General features: G+C 46.2%; 16 protein-coding genes. 4 read left to right on the top strand and 12 right to left on the bottom strand.

Translation table 11 applies throughout. The features are described 5' to 3' along the window. Positions 1 to 172: 172 nt before the first annotated feature. Positions 173 to 571, bottom strand: a complete 399-nt coding sequence (locus INE92_RS26975) for a hypothetical protein (protein ID WP_141408668.1) — start codon at positions 569 to 571, stop codon at positions 173 to 175. A gap of 163 nt (positions 572 to 734) precedes the next feature. On the opposite strand from INE92_RS26975, the gene INE92_RS19170 reads away from it, so the two are divergent. Continuing rightward, a complete protein-coding gene (locus INE92_RS19170) occupies positions 735 to 935 on the top strand; it encodes a hypothetical protein (protein ID WP_225450101.1) in 201 nt (66 codons plus the stop codon). 48 nt (positions 936 to 983) lie between these two features. On the opposite strand, the gene INE92_RS19165 is transcribed toward INE92_RS19170, so the two are convergent. Together INE92_RS19165 and INE92_RS19160 are read right to left on the bottom strand one after the other, a co-directional pair. Further along, entirely contained in the window at positions 984 to 2741 is a 1758-nt protein-coding gene (locus INE92_RS19165; RefSeq protein WP_009040686.1) for an AAA family ATPase, read from the bottom strand. Positions 2742 to 2877: 136 nt separating this feature from the next. After that, complete coding sequence (locus INE92_RS19160) at positions 2878 to 3126, bottom strand: hypothetical protein (protein WP_225450099.1); 249 nt, start codon at positions 3124 to 3126, stop codon at positions 2878 to 2880. 142 nt (positions 3127 to 3268) lie between these two features. Between INE92_RS19160 and INE92_RS19155 the strand changes: the two genes are divergently transcribed. Together INE92_RS19155 and INE92_RS19150 are read left to right on the top strand one after the other, a co-directional pair. After that, complete coding sequence (locus INE92_RS19155) at positions 3269 to 5716, top strand: glycoside hydrolase family 95 protein (RefSeq protein WP_004313779.1); 2448 nt, start codon at positions 3269 to 3271, stop codon at positions 5714 to 5716. Between the two features lie 36 nt (positions 5717 to 5752). Further along, the gene (locus INE92_RS19150) at positions 5753 to 9697 is read left to right on the top strand and encodes a hybrid sensor histidine kinase/response regulator transcription factor (protein ID WP_004313777.1); all 3945 of its coding nucleotides are present in this window, start codon (positions 5753 to 5755) and stop codon (positions 9695 to 9697) included. A 157-nt stretch (positions 9698 to 9854) separates the two neighbouring features. On the opposite strand, the gene INE92_RS19145 is transcribed toward INE92_RS19150, so the two are convergent. Genes INE92_RS19145 through INE92_RS19135 form a run of 3 tightly spaced genes read right to left on the bottom strand, consistent with a single transcriptional unit; the run spans position 9855 to position 15532 of the window. Beyond that, positions 9855 to 11219 carry an efflux transporter outer membrane subunit gene (locus INE92_RS19145; protein WP_195436342.1) on the bottom strand — a complete coding sequence of 455 codons (1365 nt, stop codon included), beginning with the start codon at positions 11217 to 11219 and terminating at the stop codon, positions 9855 to 9857. Between the two features lie 12 nt (positions 11220 to 11231). Beyond that, complete coding sequence (locus tag INE92_RS19140; RefSeq protein ID WP_060451107.1) at positions 11232 to 14411, bottom strand: efflux RND transporter permease subunit; 3180 nt, start codon at positions 14409 to 14411, stop codon at positions 11232 to 11234. 14 nt (positions 14412 to 14425) lie between these two features. Continuing rightward, complete coding sequence (locus INE92_RS19135; RefSeq protein WP_009040681.1) at positions 14426 to 15532, bottom strand: efflux RND transporter periplasmic adaptor subunit; 1107 nt, start codon at positions 15530 to 15532, stop codon at positions 14426 to 14428. Between the two features lie 223 nt (positions 15533 to 15755). Between INE92_RS19135 and INE92_RS19130 the strand changes: the two genes are divergently transcribed. Then, positions 15756 to 16667 carry a helix-turn-helix domain-containing protein gene (locus tag INE92_RS19130; RefSeq protein WP_004313768.1) on the top strand — a complete coding sequence of 304 codons (912 nt, stop codon included), beginning with the start codon at positions 15756 to 15758 and terminating at the stop codon, positions 16665 to 16667. An 87-nt stretch (positions 16668 to 16754) separates the two neighbouring features. Here the strand turns inward: INE92_RS19130 and INE92_RS19125 are convergent, their stop codons facing one another. From INE92_RS19125 to INE92_RS19100, 6 genes are all read right to left on the bottom strand, one after another. After that, positions 16755 to 17765: a type II toxin-antitoxin system HipA family toxin gene (locus tag INE92_RS19125; protein ID WP_015531930.1), complete on the bottom strand. Its 1011-nt coding sequence runs from the start codon at positions 17763 to 17765 to the stop codon at positions 16755 to 16757. 2 nt (positions 17766 to 17767) lie between these two features. Next, positions 17768 to 18091 carry a HipA N-terminal domain-containing protein gene (locus INE92_RS19120; RefSeq protein WP_015531929.1) on the bottom strand — a complete coding sequence of 108 codons (324 nt, stop codon included), beginning with the start codon at positions 18089 to 18091 and terminating at the stop codon, positions 17768 to 17770. An 11-nt stretch (positions 18092 to 18102) separates the two neighbouring features. After that, on the bottom strand, positions 18103 to 18297 hold the full coding sequence (locus INE92_RS19115) for a helix-turn-helix domain-containing protein (RefSeq protein WP_004316118.1): 195 nt from the start codon (positions 18295 to 18297) through the stop codon (positions 18103 to 18105). An 808-nt stretch (positions 18298 to 19105) separates the two neighbouring features. Then, positions 19106 to 21145, bottom strand: coding sequence for a fimbrillin family protein (locus INE92_RS19110; protein ID WP_008641473.1), 2040 nt, complete (start codon positions 21143 to 21145; stop codon positions 19106 to 19108). 30 nt (positions 21146 to 21175) lie between these two features. Beyond that, complete coding sequence (locus tag INE92_RS19105) at positions 21176 to 21649, bottom strand: hypothetical protein (RefSeq protein ID WP_008641472.1); 474 nt, start codon at positions 21647 to 21649, stop codon at positions 21176 to 21178. Between the two features lie 15 nt (positions 21650 to 21664). Further along, positions 21665 to 22843, bottom strand: coding sequence for a glycoside hydrolase family 88 protein (locus INE92_RS19100; RefSeq protein WP_004308465.1), 1179 nt, complete (start codon positions 22841 to 22843; stop codon positions 21665 to 21667). Positions 22844 to 22852: the final 9 nt, after the last annotated feature.

Genomic DNA, 22852 nt, shown 5'->3' with positions numbered 1-22852 from the left:
AAAATCAACGTCACAAAAATAGGTACAACAACAAAAATCAATATTTAAAAAATAGCCATTAAATATTCACTTTTCACCAAATCAACCCGTTCCATCGGAGAAATGGTTCTTATCTCAAAAAGACAATGATTAAAACACCCAACTATCCGGTTCTGACCTTGCCAAAACCCTCTTATTGAATATTCATGTTATAATCCGGTTTCAGCCGTTTCAGTGTTGTCTGCAAACGCCTTGATAGGAGGAAATAGCGGCTGAAAGCGGAAAAAGACATCCCTCGCAGAAAGATACTGCAAACAAGGTAGAGTGCTTTCAGCGCATTCAGTTTTCTCAAATTAGCTGATGGATCTATATATTCAGCGTAGTAGGTATATATACTCACCACGCTGAATATATATGCCCAACAAGCGGGGTATATAGATTCATCACGTGGGCAAAAGTCGGTGGAATGTGGGCTTGGGTTCCTTTGAGTGGGGGATGGAGTACTACATACAATGAAATGATGTAAGAGACTTGAGCAAGTCAAGTACATGGCTCTGCTTACTTCAGTACTGGTTTGAACAAGTTCATCCACACATAGTTTTATTCCTTACCGCATCACCATCGAGCAAAATTAGTAAAGCTATTTCGTAATTAGTTTCAACCCTATTTGAAACTAAAAGTTTCACGCCGGGAAACAAAGTGTTTCACCGTATGAAACGAAGTGTTTCTCGGTGTGAAACGGATTGTTTCAAGCCTTGAAACAATTTTTGAAACTAATCGCCACAGGTGAAGAGATGGTGAAGTTATTGCACTTCACCCGCAAACTCCTTATTCATCGGAGAGACAGAGAAAAGGTGAAAGGGGAGATGGAAAGATGGAAAATAAATATCCAGTGGGGAAATTTATTCGATACTGTAATGATTCAGTACTATACCGAAATGAATATTACTTTATAAGCTCTCTACTTCTTTTCCTGATAATTAACAGCTATCGAATGCTGTATCTCAAGAATTTACCTCCTCGCAAACTCTCATTTCCATACCTTTATACACTACCACAATCTTGTGTAGTTGCGTAGTGCCAATAGCGTTCTTCACCCTGTCGGTGTCAGCATAGCGGTTGGTCTGGGCAATAGCTTCCGCCCGCAATTCCTCCACCCGGCTTTCGGGGTCTTTGTATCTGGCATACTTCAGCTCGATGATGTAGCTATGGCTCATGTCAGGGTAAATCTCCAGCATGGGAGACAGGAAAATGTCAACATATCCGGATTGCGTGTCTGCTTCGGAAATGGGACGGTAGAAACGGTTTTGCGCTGTCATGGCAAGCGTGAAGCCATGTACGAAGGACTCTCCTTTCTGCTTGTCGCGCTGAGAGGCGTAGCGTTTCAGGCAATCGGCGATGTAGTCGAAGTAAGATTGCCATGCGCCATCGTAAGCCAAAGCAGAGGATAACTCATCTTTTTCATGGTTGTTGAAACTGAGGTCGGCTTCATTGTATGTATTCAGCAGATAAGTATAGAGTTGTTCACGCACCACTTGGTTGGGAATGATAAGTTTAGTCTTACCTTTGTACGTTCCGCTCACGGTGAGCATGCCGAAGTAATAGAGCAGGCTCACGAAATTATCGGAATCTACAATGTTGGCAGCTGGGAAACCGTCTTTCAACTCGCCGGTGATGTATCCCTGGCTCACTAAAGTCTGGATAATGGAGGCATCGTGCGCAAACTCTTTATCCTTGCGGATAAGCATACGCAGTTTCTCGTAATCGATACGAATGTTACTTTCTATCATATTTCGCGGTGCCTTTCCGTTATTATCAATATAGTTCTTAACGAAATAGAGCACCATATTGGAGTTGTACAAGGTTGGCTGATCATAACACTCCTGCGCAAAGCAATAGTTGTCATACCACGGTTTCATAAGTTCTATCAACTCATCTACAGTGTGATGGAATGGAGCTTTAGTAGAATAATAAGTCAGCATTTCGCGGACTTCGTCCTCGGTGAAACCCATCATTGCGTTGAATTTCGGTGTGAGGGAATAGTTGGTGCCAATATTAAATCCACTGGTGAGGTCATCCATCGTGACGGGACTCACTCCGGTGATGAAGCAACGCTTGATGCTGGAATAGGTTCCGGCTTTCACCCTATTGAAGAAGGCGCGCAGGTAGCCTTCCTTGTGGGTCTCTTCCGTATATCGGTGAATGCTTTCGGCATCCGAGAGGATGGCATTGGTGAAGTGGTCATATTCGTCAATGAAAAGATATATTTGCTGCCCGGCAAGTTCACACTGATGATATAGATAATCCAACTGCTCAACAGCTCCTGCTTTTTCATTCAAGACTTCCTTAATGCCTTTCGGCAGGTATTCTGCATAAATATCACAGAAATAATCGAAGCTGGTATTGCAATGTGCATCCAACCCTTGACGGTAGTTGTGCAACTCTCCACTAATTCCTGAGAAATTGAGATACAGCACCAGATAACTGTTACGGTCTCGTGTGGGATGCTTTCCGATATAGAGGTCGCCAAACAGGGCATCGAACTTGTCACGTGTACGCACATCATAATAGTGTTGCAACATGTTCAGCGTAAGGCTCTTGCCGAACCGGCGCGGGCGGATGAAAAAGAAGAATCTGTCCGATTGTTCTATTACAGGGATGAACGAGGTTTTATCCACGTAATAATAATTATCAAGACGAATATCCGCAAAGTTCATCATGCCGTATGGCAGCAACTTTCTTTCTGATGATACATATTCCATAATCCGGTGTATTTATGAGTTCACTTTTTATCAGTGCAAACAAAGATACGCTCTTTCCGCTACTTTCACAAACAAATGATTTTAAAAATGTTCTCTGCCCTGATACTCTTCCATGAGTACTGCAAGAAACAATAGATCAAAATGGACTCATCATCGTTGCTTTCTTACACACCTTATCTATAAACATGTTCATTGGGGTCGATATTGCAATGAGGTCCTTATATGCTTCGGCATATAATTCTTCCCGGCTCATACCTGTCAGATACATACTTGTTTTTATATAGGAAACAAAGGTAGTATTTATCTCCAGACCGGACATCATCCGTCGGAGTGTTTTTCTTTGAAAATTGGATATACTGAATGTAAACCAGACCCGGTTCTTCATTAGAAACATCTTACCAAACCTACAAAGAAGCACTTTTAGCGATTTTTAAAAGCCTATTGGTAAAAATTGAAACCAACCCGCTAGACAGAATCTTAAAAAACAAGTACCTTTGTATCTCACATTCCTTTAAACAACACATATTATGAAAAAACTCTGCCCTCTTATTCTTTGCACACTTTTTTCTCTTTCCGCAGCGTCCATAGAGACGGTGGATTATACTCAAGGGCTTTCCGTATGGTTCGACACTCCCAACAATCTCGATGGACAAGCTATCTGGCTACGTGCCAACGGCACAGGGGCGAATCCGGACAAAGCATGGGAAAGCCGTTCGCTACCTATCGGGAATGGCAGCCTGGGAGCGAATATCATGGGCTCCATATCCGCAGAACGAATCACACTGAATGAAAAAACTCTCTGGAAAGGGGGGCCGAATACCGCCAAAGGCGCCGAGTATTATTGGAACGTAAACAAACAGTCGTCAGGTGTACTGAAAGAAATCCGGCAGGCTTTCCTGGACGGGGATTCTAAAAAGGCGGGGTATCTCACGCAGGAAAACTTCAACGGGCTGGGAGCTTATGAAGAAAAAGACGAGACTCCGTTCCGCTTCGGTGCTTTTACCACGATGGGAGAGCTTTATGTGGAAACCGGACTCAGCGAAATCAATATGAGCAATTACCGCCGCATCCTGTCGTTGGATTCGGCGATGGCTGTGGTGCAATTTTACAAAGACGGGATACGGTATCAACGTAAATACTTCATATCCTATCCAGACAGCGTTATGGTCATGAAGTTTACTGCCGACAAAGGCGGAAAACAGAATCTTGTACTTAGCTATTGTCCCAACAACGAAGCAAAAAGCCATCTGGAAGCAGATGGAAACGACGGATTAGTATATACCGGCGTTCTCAATAACAACGGAATGAAATTCGCTTTCCGAATCAAAGCTATCCACAAAGGGGGAACACTGAAAGCAGAAAACGACCGGATTATTGTGAAGGATGCTGACGAAGTGGTATTCCTGCTTACGGCAGATACCGATTATAAGATGAACTTTGCCCCAGACTTCAAAGACCCGAAAGCCTACGTCGGCAACGACCCGTCACAAACGACTCTGGCTATGATGGACAATGCCCTGAAAAAAGGTTATGACGAGCTTTATCGTAATCACGAAGCCGATTATACCGCGCTGTTCAATCGGGTACGTTTTGAAATCAATCCGGAAATCGGCACTCCCAACCTGCCGACCTACAAACGACTGGCTAGCTATAAGAAAGGCGTGCCGGACTATCAGCTCGAACAATTGTACTATCAGTTCGGACGCTATCTGCTCATAGCCAGTTCGCGCCCCGGCAACATGCCAGCCAACCTGCAAGGATTGTGGCACAACAATACCGACGGCCCGTGGCGGGTAGATTACCACAATAACATCAACATTCAAATGAATTACTGGCCTGCGTGCCCCACCAATCTCTCTGAATGTACATGGCCTTTGATTGACTTTATACGCAGCTTGGTAAAACCCGGCGAGAAGACAGCACAAGCCTATTTCAACGCCCGCGGATGGACAGCATCCATCTCTGCCAATATCTTCGGATTCACAGCTCCCTTATCCAGCAAATCTATGGCATGGAACCTGAATCCTACCGTCGGTCCGTGGCTGGCAACGCATATATGGGAGTATTATGATTATACCCGTGACACGAAATTCTTAAAGGAAATCGGCTACGACCTTATCAAAAGCAGCGCACAGTTTGCGGTAGACCACTTGTGGCACAAGCCCGACGGGACTTACACCGCCGCTCCTTCCACTTCTCCCGAACACGGCCCGGTGGACGAGGGAGTCACTTTCGCGCATGCCGTAGTACGTGAAATATTACTGGACGCCATCCAGGCAAGCAAGGTGCTCGGAACGGACGCCAAAGAACGCAAACAATGGGAAAACGTACTGACCAAACTGGTTCCGTACCGTATAGGACGCTACGGTCAGTTGTTGGAATGGTCTACCGACATAGACGACCCGAAAGATGAACACCGCCACGTCAACCACCTGTTCGGATTGCATCCGGGGCATACCATCTCTCCCGTGACTACCCCCGAACTTGCACAGGCAGCCAGAGTGGTACTGGAACATCGCGGAGACGGCGCTACCGGTTGGAGCATGGGTTGGAAGCTCAACCAATGGGCACGACTGCAAGACGGAAACCATGCGTATAAACTATACGGCAACTTATTGAAAAACGGTACACTGGACAACCTCTGGGATACCCATGCGCCTTTCCAGATAGACGGAAACTTCGGCGGTACGGCAGGAATAACCGAGATGTTATTGCAAAGCCACATGGGATTCATCCAACTTCTTCCCGCTTTGCCGGATGCATGGGCAAACGGCTCAATAAGCGGAATCTGCGCCAAAGGAAATTTTGAGGTTTCCATCTCCTGGAAAGAGGGACAACTGGAGAAAGCTATCATCCATTCCAAATCCGGAATCCCCTGTAACGTAAGATACGGAGACAAGACGCTCAAGTTCAAGACCGTAAAAGGGAAAAAATACGAAATCACCTTAAAAGGGGACAAGTTAGCCGTATTATAAAGAAGGCATCTGTCCTCATAAACAAACCTGCTTTACATGAAAACCAAATACGCTGTTCTGTCAAGCCTTTTCTTTATCATACAGTTAGTCGGTGTTCTCCCTCTCCGGGCAGAACACTATTACTTTAAACAAATCTCTCTGAAAGAAGGGCTGCCTTCCAACGTGCGCTGTATTCTCCGGGATGAGCAGGGTTTCGTATGGATAGGTACCAAATCGGGACTGGGAAAGTTCGACGGGCACGAACTGAAAAGATACAAACACCAGGCAAACGACCCGAACTCGCTTCTCCACAACCTGATTTATCAGATTGCCGAAGACAAGCAACACAACATCTGGGTACTGACTGAAAAAGGTATTGCCCGTTACCAACAGCAGAGCAACGACTTCACGTTCCCCACGGACGAGGACGGGAAGAATATCACCGCCTATTCCTTCTGCCTTGTCCCGGACGGAATCCTCTTTGGCGGCAAGGACAGGATTTACAAATATAGTTATAACGATTCTTCTCTCCGGCTTCTGCAATATTTCAACGCCAACTCTTTTAAAATCAACGCTCTCAGTATGTGGGATTCAAAGACGTTGCTTTGTTGCAGCCGTTGGACAGGCATATACCTCGTAGACCTGCATACCGGAGAGCACAGACGGCCCCCTTTCGACTGCGGGCCGGAAATTACCACCATGATGACCGACAGCCGGAAAAGAATATGGATTGCCCCTTACAGCGGCGGACTTCGTTGCTACTCATACGACGGCAAACTACTGGCTTCGTACTCCACCCGCAACTCCGCCCTTAGCAACGACATCGTCCTAAGCCTCGCCGAAAGGGAAGGGCAACTGTGGATAGGAACAGATGGCGGCGGAATCAATATCCTCACCTCCGAAACCGGGGAAATCTCCCAACTGGAATATATCCCGGGACGTGAAAACTACTCTCTCCCCGCCAACTCCATTCTCTGCCTGCACAACGACCACAATAACAATATATGGGCAGGAAGCACCTGCAACGGATTAATCAGCATCCGGGAAGTGTTCATGAAAACCTACACCGACGTAGTCCCCGGCAACGACCGCGGACTAAGCAACAGCACCGTGCGAAGCCTTTACCGCCAATCGACCGACAGTATCTGGATTGGTACGGACGGCGGCGGTATCAACCTCTTTAACCCGCGTACCGAGAAATTCACCCATTATCTTTCTACCTGGAACGATAAAATAGCGTTTATCAGCGGATTCACTCCCGGAAAACTACTGATTTCCCTTTTCTCCAAAGGAGTATTCATATTCAACCCCGCAACCGGGGAGAAACAGCCTTTTACCATTGTCGACAAAGAAACTACGACACAACTTTGCAACCGGGGAAAATCGGTCAACTTATATCAGAACACCCCCAACACCGTGTTATTACTGGGCGACCATGTCTACCAGTATCACCTGAAAGAAAAGAAATTCGACAAGGTCACCGGAGAAGAAGGGAAAAGTATTGTCGGCACGCTCGTCCCCTTCAAGCACGAGAACAACCGGACTTACATCAACGATTTCAAACATATCTACGAACTGCACGATGGGGATTCCTTGCTGCAAACAACCTTCGAATGTTATCAGGATACCGTAATCAGTTCGGCGTCACACGACGAGCACGGCGATTTCTGGATAGGAAGCAATTTCGGCCTTATCCACTACAACCCCGTTTCCCAAAAGCAGACGCACATCCTTACCAACCTGTTTACCGAAGTCAACATGGTGCAATGCGACCAGAGGGGCAAAGTATGGATAGGTGCGGATAATCTGCTTTTCGCCTGGCTTATACAGGAACAGAAGTTCGTTCTCTTCGGAGAGTCGAACGGAGCTATCCAAAACGAATATCTGCCCAACGCCCGGTTGGTAAACAATGAGGGGGATGTCTATATCGGCGGTGTAAAGGGTATGCTGCGCATTGACGGCCAGCTGCTGCTGAATACATCGGAAATGCCGGAACTGCAACTGTTGGATATTATCATCAATGGTGAGCCTGCACAGAACAAACTATATAGTCATCCGGCAGCAATCTCTGTCCCATGGGACAGCAATATCACTATCCGAATCATGTCGAAAGAAGAGGATATCTTCCGCAAGAAAGTCTACCGCTACCGGATAGAGGGGCTGAACGACCAGTATATCGAATCGTACCAGCCGGAATTGGTAATCCGGTCATTACCGCCGGGCAATTACAAAATTATGGCTTCATGCACAGCGAAAGACGGTAGCTGGATTCCCAACCAGAAAATACTGGAACTAACCGTACTCCCACCATGGTATCGCACGTGGTGGTTCATTCTCGGTTGTGCCATTCTCATTGCCACCATAATCATCGAAACTTTCCGCAGAACATTGAAACGTAATCAGGAAAAACTAAAATGGGCGATGAAAGAGCATGAGAAACAGATGTACGAGGAAAAGGTACGTTTTCTTATCAATATCAGCCACGAACTACGGACTCCGCTGACGCTTATTCATGCGCCACTCAATCAGATTTTGAAGTCGCTCTCTTCCGGAGACAGCCAATATCTGCCGTTAAAAGCCATCTACCGGCAGGCACAACGGATGAAGAACTTGATTAATATGGTGCTCGACGTGCGGAAAATGGAAGTAGGGGAGAGTAAACTGCAAATTCAGCCTCATCCGCTCAATCAATGGATTGAACACGTTTCGCAGGATTTTATCAGTGAGGGGGAAGCAAAGAATGTGCATATCCGCTATCAGCTCGACCCACGGATAGAGAAAGTTAGTTTCGATAAGGACAAATGCGAGATTATCCTAAGTAACCTGCTTATCAATGCTTTGAAACACAGTCCGCAGGACACGGAAATAACGATTGCTTCGGAACTGCTGCCCGAAGAAAACCGGGTGCGTATCTCCGTCATCGACCAGGGATGTGGACTAAAGCAAGTGGATACGCACAAGCTCTTTACCCGCTTCTACCAGGGAACGGGAGAACAGAGCGGAACAGGAATCGGCTTGTCTTACTCCAAGATTCTGGTGGAACTGCACGGCGGCTCTATCGGCGCACAGGATAATGAAGAAACCGGAGCCAGCTTTTTCTTTGAGTTGCCGTTGAGGCAGGAACCGGAAGAAATCATCTGCGAGCCAAAAGCTTATCTGAACGAGTTGATGATGGATGATAACAGCGGGCAGCCGTCCGCGAAAGAGGTATTCGACACCACTCCATACACTATTCTCGTAGTGGATGACAATCCGGATATGACAGACTTTCTGAAAAGAACGTTCGAAGGATACTTCAAACGGATAATTATCGCCGGAGACGGGGTGGAAGCCCTTCAACTGGTCAGAAGCCATGTCCCTGATATTATAGTCAGTGACGTGATGATGCCTCGGATGAACGGGTATAAACTTTGTAAAACGATTAAAGAGGATATCAATATCAGTCACATCCCAGTCATTCTGCTAACTGCCAGAGATGACAGGCAAAGCCAAATAAGCGGTTACAAGAATGGAGCGGACGGCTATTTAAGCAAACCTTTCGAAGTGGAAATGCTAATGGAACTTATCCGCAACCGGTTGAAAAACCGGGAATATACCAAGAAAAGGTATCTGAATGCAGGATTAATCCCCACACCGGAAGAAAGCACCATCAGCCTGACAGACGAAACATTCCTGATTAAACTGAATAGTATCATCCAGGAAAATATAGAAAATTCCAATCTGGGCATTCAGTTTATCTGCCAGGAAGTAGGATTGGGCCGTTCTTCGCTTTATAACAAACTGAAAGCACTTACAGGCATGGGAGCGAACGAGTATATCAGTAAGCTCCGTATAGAAAAAGCTATTACATTGATATCCGGCACGGATATGCCCTTCTCTGAAATTGCAGAGAAAACCGGGTTTACCACTCCGAGTTATTTCAGTACGGCTTTCAAGCAATATACCGGGGAAACACCCAGTCAATATAAAGAAAGAAAAAAGAAAGGTCTGGCTGGTAAATAATACCATCATTATTCTTTATGCTGGCTGAAGTTTCCGGCTGCAAGCCAATTCGCCGCATATTGACCGATATTGACCGATTAACAAACGGGCTGCCACAGAATCACTTCTCCGGCAGCCCTTCTTTCATTAAATTAGAAAACAGAGAGTATGATACAGTTTATTCCTGACCTCCTCCTAAAGCACGGTATAGGTTAATTAAACTTTGTATTTCAGTAAAATGATTGGCCGTCTGCGACAGTTGTGCACTAAGCAACGACTGCCGGGAGGTAAGCACTTCCAGATAGGTTGTATTACCATGCTCCATCAACAGAGTAGTGCTTCGCAGAGCCGTTTGCAGGGAAGTGATCTGTTTATCCAGCAAGATTCTTTTTCCCTGACTGGTTTGATAGGCAATCAACGCATCATTCACCTCACTACCGGCATTGAGCAACGTTTGCTGAAAACCAAGCGCCGCTTCTTCCTGTTGCGCACGGGCAATGCGGTATTGTGCCACCACCTGTCCTCTGTTAAAGAGCGGCTGCGTAAGCGAACCTACCGCCGACGCGAGAAACTTGCCCGGATTGATAATCATCGCCCCGGCGGAGTTTGTCCATCCGGCACTCCCGCTCAAAGTGATGGAAGGATAGAAAGCCGAACGTGCCGCATTGGTGCCATAGAACGCCGCTTCCAGCGTCCGCTCTGCCGAGCGGACATCCGGACGGGAAGAAAGCATCCGTACAGGAATCCCTATCGAGAAGTCGGCAGGAAACTGTTGCTTTGCCAATACACCACGCTCATAGTTGCGTGGCGTCTCCGCCAATAATAAGGCAAGACTGTTCTCCACCTGATTGATCTGCTGCTGCAAATCGAGAACCGAACCCTGCACCTGATAATAGGCCGCCTCCATCTGCGACACAGCGGATTCGTTCGCCAGTCCGGCATTCATCAGAGCGCGGGTGGAGGCCACGGTTTCTTTCCATGCCGTCTCCGTCTGACGGGAAAGGTCGAGTTGCTCATCCAGCATCAGCAGGGTATAGTAAGTATTGGCTATGCCTGTTATCAACTGGGTACGGACAGCCTGACGATAATCCTCGCTTTGAGCATAAAGTGCTTTCGCCTGTTTTTTGGCATTGCGCATACGACCGAATACGTCCAGCTCCCAACTGGCAGTAACGGGCAATGAATAAGCCTGCGTAGCCTTGTGTGTATCAAAACTGTTCACCGTTCCCTGCGGGGAAAGGGCAAAAGCAGGCAGAAAAGCAAGTTTGGCGGACATCAGTACGGCCTGTGCTTCTTCCACACTGAGCTGGGCAGACTGATAATCGGTATTGGTCTGCAATCCCACTTCAATGAGGGATTGCAAATAAGGGTCGGTGAAGAGTTCCCGCCAGTCCATATTACCCAGACCGGCAGTGTCTTCGGTCACCACTTCCCCGCCGTAAAGATCGTCGGGAACGACAGTGGCGGGTTCGTATTTGGTATAGATGCCACAACCGCTCAACGACAGACTGATAGCAACTAATGTGATGATATTCTTCTTCATTCTTTCTTTCATTTATTTACGTTCGCGTTCAACTTCACTCTTTTCTTTCTCTAAAAGCACCTGCACATCTGGTTCCTCTTCCATCGGTTTACGGATTTTCTCCTGCAAAAACTCAAAGATGATGTAGAAAACCGGAACGACAAAGAGCAATGCCAGTGTCCCGACAGCCATACCGCCCACAACACCCGTACCCAGCGAACTGTTGCCATTGGCACCTGCACCGGAGGAGAACATCAGCGGAAGCATACCGAAGATCATCGTCAACACCGTCATCAGGATAGGACGCAAGCGGACTTGTGCGGCAGAGTAGGCAGACTCCACGATACCCATTCCCTTGCGGCGACGTTCTATGGCGTACTCCGTAATCAGAATGGCTGTCTTAGCCAGCAAACCGATCAACATAATCACACCCGTCTGCAGATAGATATTATTCTCCAACCCGAGTATTTTGGCGAAAAGGAACGATCCCATCAGCCCGAACGGCACGGAGAAGATAACGGCAAACGGTATGAGGAAACTCTCATAAAGACAGGCCAGAATCAGATAGATAAGGAAGATACAGATGGCGTAAATGAAAACCGTCTGCGCACCACCGCTACTTGCTTCTTCGCGTGCCATACCACCATATTCATATCCGTAGCCGGCCGGCAAAGACTGTGCAGCCACTTCTTCAATCACTTTCTGCACCTCGCCGGAGGAGTAACCGTCGGCAGGATTCACATTGGCGGTGATGGTGCTGTAAAGATTGAAACGGTTAGCCGTTTCCGGTCCCAGCACTTGTTTCAGCGTCACGAACTGGCTCACCGGAGCCATCTGCGTACCATTGCGTACAAACATATTATTCAGTGCCTGCTCGTCGAGGCGGTATTCAGGCGAAGCCTGCATCATCACACGATAAACTTTACCATACTGGTTATAGTTGGAGATATACGCGCCACCGCAATAACTGCCCACTGCATCGAGCACTGCACTCGGCGAAATTCCTGCACGCTTACATTTGGCAGCGTCCACTTCCACCGATATCTGCGGGAAGTTGATAGCATACGATGTATAAGCCATCGCTACCTCCGGACGCTCGTTCAGAGCACCAAGGAACTGTATAGCCGCTTCATAGAACGTAGCCAATTCTCCACCCGTCATGTCCTGAAGGTTCAGTTCGAGGGAATTACCCATACCGTAACCCGGAATCATGGCAGGCTGGAAGCTGAATATCTGTGCTTCCTTTATAGACTGGAATTGTCCGTTGAGGCGGGACACCACAGCATCCGAGCTATGCTCCTTGCCCTTTCGCTCGCTCCAGTCTTTCAGGCGGATAATCATCGTACCGTACGAAGTTCCCTGACCGGATATCAGTCCATATCCTGCTACGCGGGCGTAGTGTTCTATTTCGGGCGTATCTTTCAGGATATTTTCCAGGCGGTCCATCACTTTCGTGGTTTCTTCGAGCGTGCTTCCCGGTGAAATGCTGACATTCACCATAATGACACCTTGGTCTTCCTGCGGCACAAGTCCTGTTTTAGTGGTACTCATCAGGTAAACCAGCAAGGCAACGGCAACAGCCAGTGAAGTCCACACCATCCAGCGATGGCGGATGAAAAACATCACACCTCTCTTATATTTACCCAATACGGCATTGAACGAAGCATTGTAAGCTGCACGTACCCGTCCATTGATGCTCTTGGCGCTCTTCGTTCCGTCCGACGGACGCATCATGATGGCGCACAAAGCGGGACAGAGCGTCAAAGCCGAAATCATCGAAATACCTACGGCAGTTGCCATCGTGATACCGAATTGTGTATAGAACACGCCCGAAGTACCTCCCATGAAGGTTACAGGAATAAACACAGCCATAAATACACAGGTACAGGAGACAATAGCCATCGTCACGTCGCCCATTGCATCTTTCGTGGCAAGATAAGGAGACTTGTATCCAGCATCAAACTTGGATTGTACCGCCTCTACCACCACAATGGCGTCGTCTACCACCGTACCGATAGCAAGTACCAAAGCAAACAATGTCAGGATGTTCAGACTGAAGCCCGCAGCCACCAGACAGGCAAACGTACCTACCAACGACACAATGATAGAGATGGAGGGGATCAGCGTACTCTTCAGATCCTGCAAGAAGAAATAGACCACGAGGATGACCAGAATGATGGCGATAATCAGCGTCTCCACCACGTTGTGTATGGAAGCGAAAAGGAAGTCATTGGAACTCATCATCGTGACGAACTCCGTTCCTGCCGGCAGATTCTTCTCCATCCGCTCTATCTGCGCAGTGATTTCTTTGTTGACAGCGGTAGCATTGGAACCGGCTGTCTGGAATATCATATAAAGAACGGCCGGCTGACTGTCCATTTCACTGCGGAAACTATACGTCATCGTACCCAACTCCACCTCTGCCACATCTTGCAGGCGAAGTATGGAACCGTCTTCCCGCGAACGGACAACCGTGTTCCGGAATTCTTCCACGCTTTTGAGACGTCCGCGATATTTCATTGTAAACTGGAAAACATTCTTCGAACTCTCGCCCAGTGAACCGGTGGGAGCTTCGATGTTCTGTTCACCCAATATGGCGGTAATGTCCGACGGAACCAGTCCGTATTGCGCCATCCGTTCCGGTTTCAGCCAGATACGCATACTGTACGTATCGCCCAGCTCCATCACGTCTCCCACTCCCTCGATACGTTTAATCTGGGGAATGACATTGATGTCCAGATAATTGGCGAGGAACGTCTGATCGTATCGACCGTCCGTGCAGACCAAAGCACCAATCTGCAAGAAGCTGGTCTGCCGCTTCATTGTGCTGACGCCGACTTTCGTTACTTCAGCCGGAAGCAATCCCTGCGCTTTAGCCACACGGTTTTGCACGTTGACTGCCGCCATATCGGGGTCTGTGCCCTGCTTGAAATAAACCTGTATAATAGCCAAACCTGCATTGGAAGCACTGGAACTGATATACATCATGTCTTCCACACCGTTGATACTCTCCTCCAGTGGCATGATGACACTGTTCATCACTGCCTCGGCATCGGCACCCGTATAACTGGCAGTTACATATACCGTTGGAGGCGCAATGTCAGGATATTGCTCCACCGGCAGCGTGAAGAGCGAAATAAGCCCTATGGCCAGAATCAGGACAGAGATGGAGATAGCCATCACCGGCCGTTTTATAAACACATTTCCTTTCATAATCAATCTCCTTCTTATTTAACTTGCGTGCCTTCGCGCACCAGTCCGGCGCCTTCCGATACGATTTCATCACCTGCTTTCAGTCCGTCCAGCACCACATATTCGCGTCCGTCATTGTTTTCGGCCACTGTTATCAGGGTAGAGACAGCCTTCCCGTCCACTACCTTATATACAATCGTCTTATCCTGCATCTTCACGGTGGCCGTCTGCGGGATGGCGATACAGTCTTTATAAATGCTCGGCACTACCACCGTGCCCGAGGCTCCGCTATGAAGCAACCGCGATTCGTTGGGAAACACCACGCGCGCCACCACAGTACCCGTTTGCCGGTCGATGACGCCGCTGATGGATTCGATGACACCTTTCTTATCATAAACCGAATTATCATTGAGGCGCAATTCCACTTCCGGCATGTTCTTCAAGGCTTCGTCCATGTCGCCATACTGGCGGGTGAGGGCAAGCAACTGATTCTCGGTCATGGAGAAATAGACATACATATCCGAGTTGTCGCTGACCGTAGTAAGCGGATAGGGCATATTGGCACTTACCAATGCGCCTGCACGATAAGGCAACGCACCTACGACTCCGTCACTGGGACTTTTCACCTCGGTATAAGAGAGATTGTTGCGGGCACTGATCTCTTGTGCTTCGGCCTGCGACAGTTGAGCTTTGGCGGTGAGATAAGAATTCTCGGCCGTTTTCAGGCTAAATTCCGAAACTACTTTCTGCGCATACAGTTCTTTGTTGCTCTTGTAGGTCAGTTCGGCAGTACCCAGTGCGGCACGTGTTGCTTCCACATTGGCAATGGCAGTTTTGAGTGCGGCCTTGTAAGGTACTTGGTCGATAATGAAAAGCGATTGCCCGCGGCGTACTTTTTGCCCTTCGGTCACACAGAGTTTCTCAATCGTTCCCGACACCTGCGGATAAATATCAATATCCTGCCGCCCACGTATGCTCGCCGAATAGGAAGAAGAAAATTCCTTATCCACCGCTTCTATCTGCATTACTGCATAAGAAGAAGATTTCACTCCCGCATCCGATGCTTGCTTGCAAGATGCCATCCACACTGTACAACCGACAATCCCTATCAGCCGTATCCATTTTTTGCTTACTGTAATCATACTTTCTCTTTTGGTCTTTTGTTAAATCCTGGACAAAAGTAGGAGAAAAGAACAAGGCAAGAGTGACCAATTTCCCTCCATAAATGTCCTATTTTCGCCATTTACGTTTATTATAGCTAACTATTTGGCAATAAACGACATATCAAACAAATCTGAAGAAGTATGGGACATTCTGTTTTCCCGATTATTCACCAACTTTGCAAAAAGTAAAAAAGGAAAGAACATGGAAAAAGAGAACATTATTACGGTGGATATAGAGGATTTTAAGGACAGTCAGCACGTCCTTGATTATATCGATGATGACTTTGCGATAGTCAACAGTCTGGAGGGGACTCCTTATAGTAATGATACAATCAAACTGAATTGTTTTCTCATCGCGGTTTGTATAGAAGGGTGCATCCAGTTAGACGTCAACTACCGGACCTATAAGTTGCAGGCGGGCGAGCTGCTGCTCGGTCTGCCCAACACGATTATCAGCCATACGATGCTTAGTCCTAAATATAAAGTCAGGCTTGCCGGATTCTCTACCCGTTTCCTGCAACGTATTATTAAAATGGAAAAGGAAACGTGGAATACTGCCATTCATATCCACAACAATCCGGTGAAGTCGGTTGACAACGGGGAGGATCAAACAGTCTTCGGATTCTACCGGGATTTAATTATAGCGAAAATAAACGATGAGCCTCATTGTTACCACAAAGAAGTGATACAACATCTCTTCTCCGCTATCTTTTGCGAAATGATGGGGCAGCTTCATAAGGAAATCGAAGCTTCCGGCAACATGGAAGGTTCGAAAGAAGGCATCAAACAGGTGAATTATATTTTGCGGAAGTTCATGGAACTGTTATCGAAGGACAAGGGTATGCACCGTTCGGTGAGTTATTTTGCCAACGAGCTTTGCTATACTCCGAAGCATTTCTCGAAAGTCATCAAACAGGCGTGTGGCAGAACTCCGTTGGATTTGATTAACGAAACTACCGTGGAGCATATCAAATACCGATTAAAACGTTCGGAAAAGTCTATCAAGGAAATTGCCGAAGAGTTCAACTTCCCCAATCAGTCCTTTTTCGGGAAATACGTAAAAGCGCATTTGGGAACATCACCGGCCAATTATCGGAACAGAAAAGAAGAATGACAAAAAGAACAGATTCTTATGTTAGACAAATCTTTTTGGGGATCTTGTTCATCTTAATATAAAAAAAGAGTAATAATGTGCACATTATTACTCAATAACACTAAGATAGCTCCCGACTCTTGACTTATACATAAGTCTATATTGCTTTTTCAATTCTTTAGAGAGAAAAGAATGTTCAATCAGTTGATCAGTCAATTCATATATCTTACTATATTTTTCGAGACAAGAGTTTACCAAACGCTCGGGTAGACCTATTTTTAAGCCAAAGTGATAAAAAGTCTTCCCAGTAACCGCCGATGCACCACCGAAATAATCCGGTTCAGGATTAACAAACAAACCTTTGCTCATGGCAAAGATACCATCGTTTATATGGAGATGAGTATTCAATAAATCGTAAGCAGGAGATAGGCGGAATCTTCCTTTCTTCTCTTCCAATAAAGAAAAGTTCTTTAAATGGGCATCGCCGTTAGAATAGACAAAGTTGAACAAGATAAGTTCAAAAAAACGCAATTTATCCACTTGGGGGACAGAGCTGTATTTATCTATAATTCTTGCAAACTCTTCATAGGCCAGATTGTCATATTTATAATCGGAACCTCCATTTTTCCTGGTAAGCCCGGCTAAAGAAGCAAAATCCTCCTTTTGTAACTTTCCTTTCTCCGACAAATCAAAACGTCGTACAAAATAAGCAGGGGTTCCGTCCTGAAAAAAGCATAATCCATTAGGAGCTGTCGGAATCCCATATACTTGCGCAGCTATCTGCATTGTCAAATGTTCGTTAGCAGGACAAAACTCCTTGTTACGGAGATTATTGGGAACAGGCTTTAATATGAATTCGCCCTGTTCTCCCTCTTTGGTCAATCGCAATATCCCGTCATCGGCAACTAAAGAATACTTAATCTGGACTCCTGAAACAGATATGCGTTTGCTATTGTTATTGAAGATATCAATACCGACATTATCGTCAAAATGCTTATAAGGTAATTCACAAGATATATTTTTCCCGTCAAAAAGCTGCTTCAAGGCTTTGGATGAATATCCGCTTTCTCCGCCAGTCTCCCGTAAAAGTGAGGGACAAATATGAATATCTGTTTCCATTATCACATTCTTTTAACTGTTATTGCTCCGATTGTATCTGTATGGGCAGTAGCCAGAAGAATACCAAAATCATCCTCTTCATCAATATGCAGGTTTCTAGCTTGAATAATCCGATTATCCCCTTCAGATGTCATATTAAAAAAGACAGGGAAAAGATAGGAAGAGGTATATTCCTGCTGTGTCTTGGGCATGGTCAGTGAGACAGCTGGGAGTTGTGGATTATTATAATAGTCCGTATCATAACAGAATGAATAGTGTTCACGATCTATTTCTGTTAACAGACCGGCATAAACACCTTTTATATAGACTTTGGCAGATCGACTCATATGTGTGTCTATTATTGAATATGAATACTAAGTCCTAAAGTTTTCAGGACATTAAAAAGAACATCGAAGCGGGGATTACCACTTCCACGTTCCAAGCGGACCAAAGCGTTAATCCCTATTCCTGCAAGAGTGGCCAACGTAGACTGATCCAACCCCAACTCCTTACGCCTTTCGCGAATATGTTTTCCTATCTCTATTAAATCCATAATTCACCATATATAGAAACTTTCTCACAAAGATAGAATCTTTTTAGTATAAAAACAAGTAAATTCACCATATACAGTGAATTTGCACATAAATAGCATAGTATTAAAGCATACTATCATGCTTTTCACCATATATGGTGATTTAAAAGAGATACATGCTTATAAAGGAAAGACATTGATTGCTGAAAGAAGTGCCAACATGAAGAATTGTATATTTTACCTATCCTGCTCTTTATATTTCGAGCCCTTCCTTGCACTTCATGAAAAACGCCCTCCATTTAGAGTTACAGATTTCGCAAATAACACAAAATAGGCATTATTAGCAAACAAGTTACAATAAAAGCAGTTAATCAAAAGCATAAATAGCTATCATATCACAAAGGATATATCAGATTGCTATTTATAAATAGGCAGTAGAAAAAGACAAACCAGCTCAATATATCCTCTTCAAAAACCAAGTTTAGCTTCCTTTAAAAGAAACCGATGGTTTGATTATAGCAAACGGACGGTTTGTTTAAACCAAACGGAGGGTTTGATTACGGCAAACGGATGGTTTAGTTACACCATATCGTGCATATTTCAAGGAAATAAATACAAGATAAAGAGAGATAATGCATATTCTTGCAATTGTTCATGCAGTTTATTTTCTGTTTGGCCCTTTTCTTTCTTTCCTTTTTTCGTGAATATCTTAAAAACAGAACAGATTCCCCGTTATATGAAAGTACCTTGTATCCGGAGACAGGCAGAAACTTTCATATAACGGGGAATTCTATTTCATATTCTCAATGAAGAGAATCCATGAAGAGAATCAACGATTCTCGGTATCTTTCATACAACGCACGGAGAATGCATGGGAACGACCGGAGGAATGTGTCCAGGTCTTATCGGAGACTTTATAATACAGAGAAGTAGCTCCCTGATCCTTGTCATTTCCATAACTGCTAGCCGATGAGTTAGACCAATAGCAAGCGGCACCCTTAGCGGTATCCAATCCTGTATTGTTGCCATTATTACCGCCGTTGGAACCCCACTTACAACCTGCCAACGGCCAATATGCGTAATTCGTACCGTCATAGCAATATTTAAATACCGCAGTTGCGCTCTGTTTCACAAATTCTCCTTTCTGCTCTATCTCATCCAATACTCGGGGAGACACAACCCGGTAACCTTTCGGACAAGGATCATAAATAGATTTATGACCGTCAGAAGGATTGAGATAAGTGCTCGATTCATTCGGGTTACCCCAGAAGTCATCTTTACGATCGGTACGTGCACCGGTCCATGCACCCAGATACCAGTCGGATTTTGTATTATCCACATTATTGGTATAAAGCAACGCACGGGGATTTTCTATAGAGAAGCGGACGTTGGTGGCTTCGGTAGGTATATTAGTACCCACGGTTCCCGACCAGCCGACCGGCGTAGGACGTCCCCATTGGAAGTAAACACCGTTTTGCTTCCAGTTGTCTCCTTCACACGTCATATAAGTACCCAGATTACGATCCAACACTACATATCCCGTATTACCATAAGGGTGTTCTGCCGGAGTAGGGGTCATCCAGATAATAAAACTCCAGATGACGGTAGTCTGATCCGCTCCATAGATAGCCACCTGGCCGCAACCGCCAGGTAGTCCGGCGTATGTTTGAATCCCTGTTACCGTAATCGTATAATCACCATTCACAGGAGTAATATCTGTAGCAGAGCCGTTTACCCGAACCATTTTATTCGCATTACCCAAATCGCAATTAAGTATAGTCTTGGCATACTTGGGTTCTTCCACTTCCATGAAATTACCACGGGCTTTCACATTTATCACATTATCCACACCTTCTGTTGAAATATTCGTCAACAGACAGTTGGACTCGCCATAAGCCCATCCTCCTGCCAATAAACGTGTCTCTACCGGCTCATACCATTCGCAGGAGTTATCCGAAAGTTTCAGGTTGTTGACAGCAATCGTATTGACAGCATTGGCTTTCAGTTGCTTTCCTTCTTTGAGAATAGGAATGGTAACAGTCTGCTGGTCATTTTCCAAAGTGATGACAATGTACACCTCTTTGCCGCTTAAATCGGCAGGATACGTAGTCAGGTATATATCCTGTGCGGAAGCGAGCAGTTCGGGAGTAGTCAGTGAAACAGTAGCATACGGTTTCACATCCGTACCGTAGGTCAGTTCGTCCGTATCCAAATCTGCTGTGAATACACCGGAAAGAGGAGTTTTTGTCTCCTTGTCATATAAAGAAACACTCTTTAGCTTGTACGTAGAAAGCTCCTGGGACGAGATGCTGAACTTCACATAAGCCATCGCATGGTTCAACGTAAATTTAGCAAGCATATCCGGACTGCTGACCGTAGCCTTGGCAAACGCAAAACCATACTTTCCAATATGATGGCTATCGCCGGGACGGCTTTGTTCCTGCTCAACAGACAGGGTAGAAGTAATCTTGTTGCCATTTTCGGCCAGTTCCGTACTTGCCCGGTAAGGATAGTAAATAAGAAGTTCCGTAGCTCCTTCTTCCGCCATCTTCACGTCGTCCGAAGTAAAGACGCCGGAGTTCTGCCCGATCGACTCATCACTCAATAAAGACTGCACATTATTGATGTCGGTCCCTGCCGTACGGGAGAAAACACCCAAGGCATCCCCTTCGCTCCAGAGCACCGGATAAACGTCACCTGTTTTGTCACCGATAGAAACACGTGTCTGCGGAGACGAGAGTCCAACCAACGTCAGACATGAACCTGCCGTTGCCGGTTCTTTGCCGTTATCGGACGAAATAAGTTCGTCCTGCGTGCAACTTGTCATCATGAGAATCATTGCACCTATTGCAAATAATCTATTTTTCATACCATTCATTCTTTTGAGTTACACCATTCTTTACCATTCATTCTCTTCCAGATCACCGGCAGAACCGCCGTCACTCCATGCTCCTTCCGTTCCTGAAGCTTTCCAGGTCTGGAAAGCGGAACACACGGCACGCCCTTCGGCATTATAGGCGATAATCGCACTGATGTAATTCACCCCCGGACGTAATCCTTCAGTGATTTTGCGCGTATAGGGCAGAGATACGGGTTCTCCGTTCTCTTCTACGAATTTCACCAGTTTCACTTCAATGTTATAATCAAAGCCAATGTCGGCCACCGGATAGAATTCAATGACTTTCGCACCGAACGTAGTACCTGTTTGCTGCTCGGAAGTAATCAGAGCCGTATTGTCCGCAATCTCCGAAACTATCAGGTTCATGGTGGGAATGACACGCGGAGCCGAATCATCCTTGTCCGAACAGGAGGCAGTTATCAGCAGTAGAACGAAGATAAATGCCATATTTATATGTAAGTTCTTCATAATCATATTGTATTAGTTTTATTATTGTAGATTCTTATACCGCAGCAATGCTTCTAAAAAGTAATAATCGGCATACGTCAGGGGGACATCCACTTCGCTTTTATCAGGAAGTGCACCCACGCTGTGCTTCAGGATGAAACATTCGTTCGTACCCGGTTCTGCCAGATACTCTTTCGAGGCAAGCGTACGGAGTTGCTTTTCTGCCATGGCAAGATAAGATTCCTTGGCGTCCGTGCCGGGGATATAACGGCTTAGTTCGATAAAGGCGGAGGCCATGATAGCCGCTGCGGAAGCATCCCGATAGGTCTGTTCTTCTACCGGAGCGTCGAAATCCCAGTAAGGAATACCGTCGGCAGGCAAACGGCGGAGCAGCATATCGGCGATATGCCCGGCTTGCAACAGATAATTCTGATACCCCGTCAAGCGGAACATCATCGTATAGCTATACAAGGCCCATGCTTGTCCGCGGCTCCAGGAGGAATCGTCCGAGAAGCCCTGCACCGTTTGCTTGCCGCGCACTGCACCTGTTTCAGGGTCATAATCCACCAGATGATACGTGGAATAATCATCCCGGAAGTGATGCTGGATAGTGGTATTGGCATGCGTACAGGCAATGTTCTGCAAAGAGTCGTCGGCATAGGCTTTCGACATGGACAACAGCAGTTCAAGATTCATCATATTGTCAATAATCACCGGGAACTTCCAGTCACAGCCTTTGCGCACAAAGTCCCAGCTACGAATCACACCGGCAGCAGGATTGAAGCGGGTTGACAAGGACTTGGCGCCCTGATAGAGCACTTGTTTATAAGCCTCATTACCTGTCAGCCGGAAAGCATTCCCGTAACTGCAATTCAACTGGAAACCGACATCATGATCCCTGGTCACGTATTGTATAGAGTCGAGTTTCAGCGTGTTCTTCTCGGCCAGTGTTTTCACTGCTTCATTGCCTGTATATTCGTAGATATACCAGAGGGAACCGGGATAGAAGCCGCTGCACCACCAATAGATATTTGAGGGAACAAACTCACCATCGGCAGAGAGCGTGCGGGGAAGTGTCTTTTCTGTCAAGCGGGTGTCCATAGTCGTGTATTGTTGCTCTGCAACGGTAAATACACGGTCAATCAATGCCTCCATCGGCTCCTGCTTCGTGCAGGAGGCCAACATCAAAAGTCCGAGTATAGATATTAATAGGATTCTCATACGTTCCAT

Origin of the sequence: Bacteroides xylanisolvens, assembly GCF_018289135.1 — a bacterium.
Classification (GTDB): domain Bacteria; phylum Bacteroidota; class Bacteroidia; order Bacteroidales; family Bacteroidaceae; genus Bacteroides; species Bacteroides xylanisolvens.
Note: the sequence above shows the minus strand (reverse complement) of the source record. Positions and strands in the feature narration are given on the sequence as shown.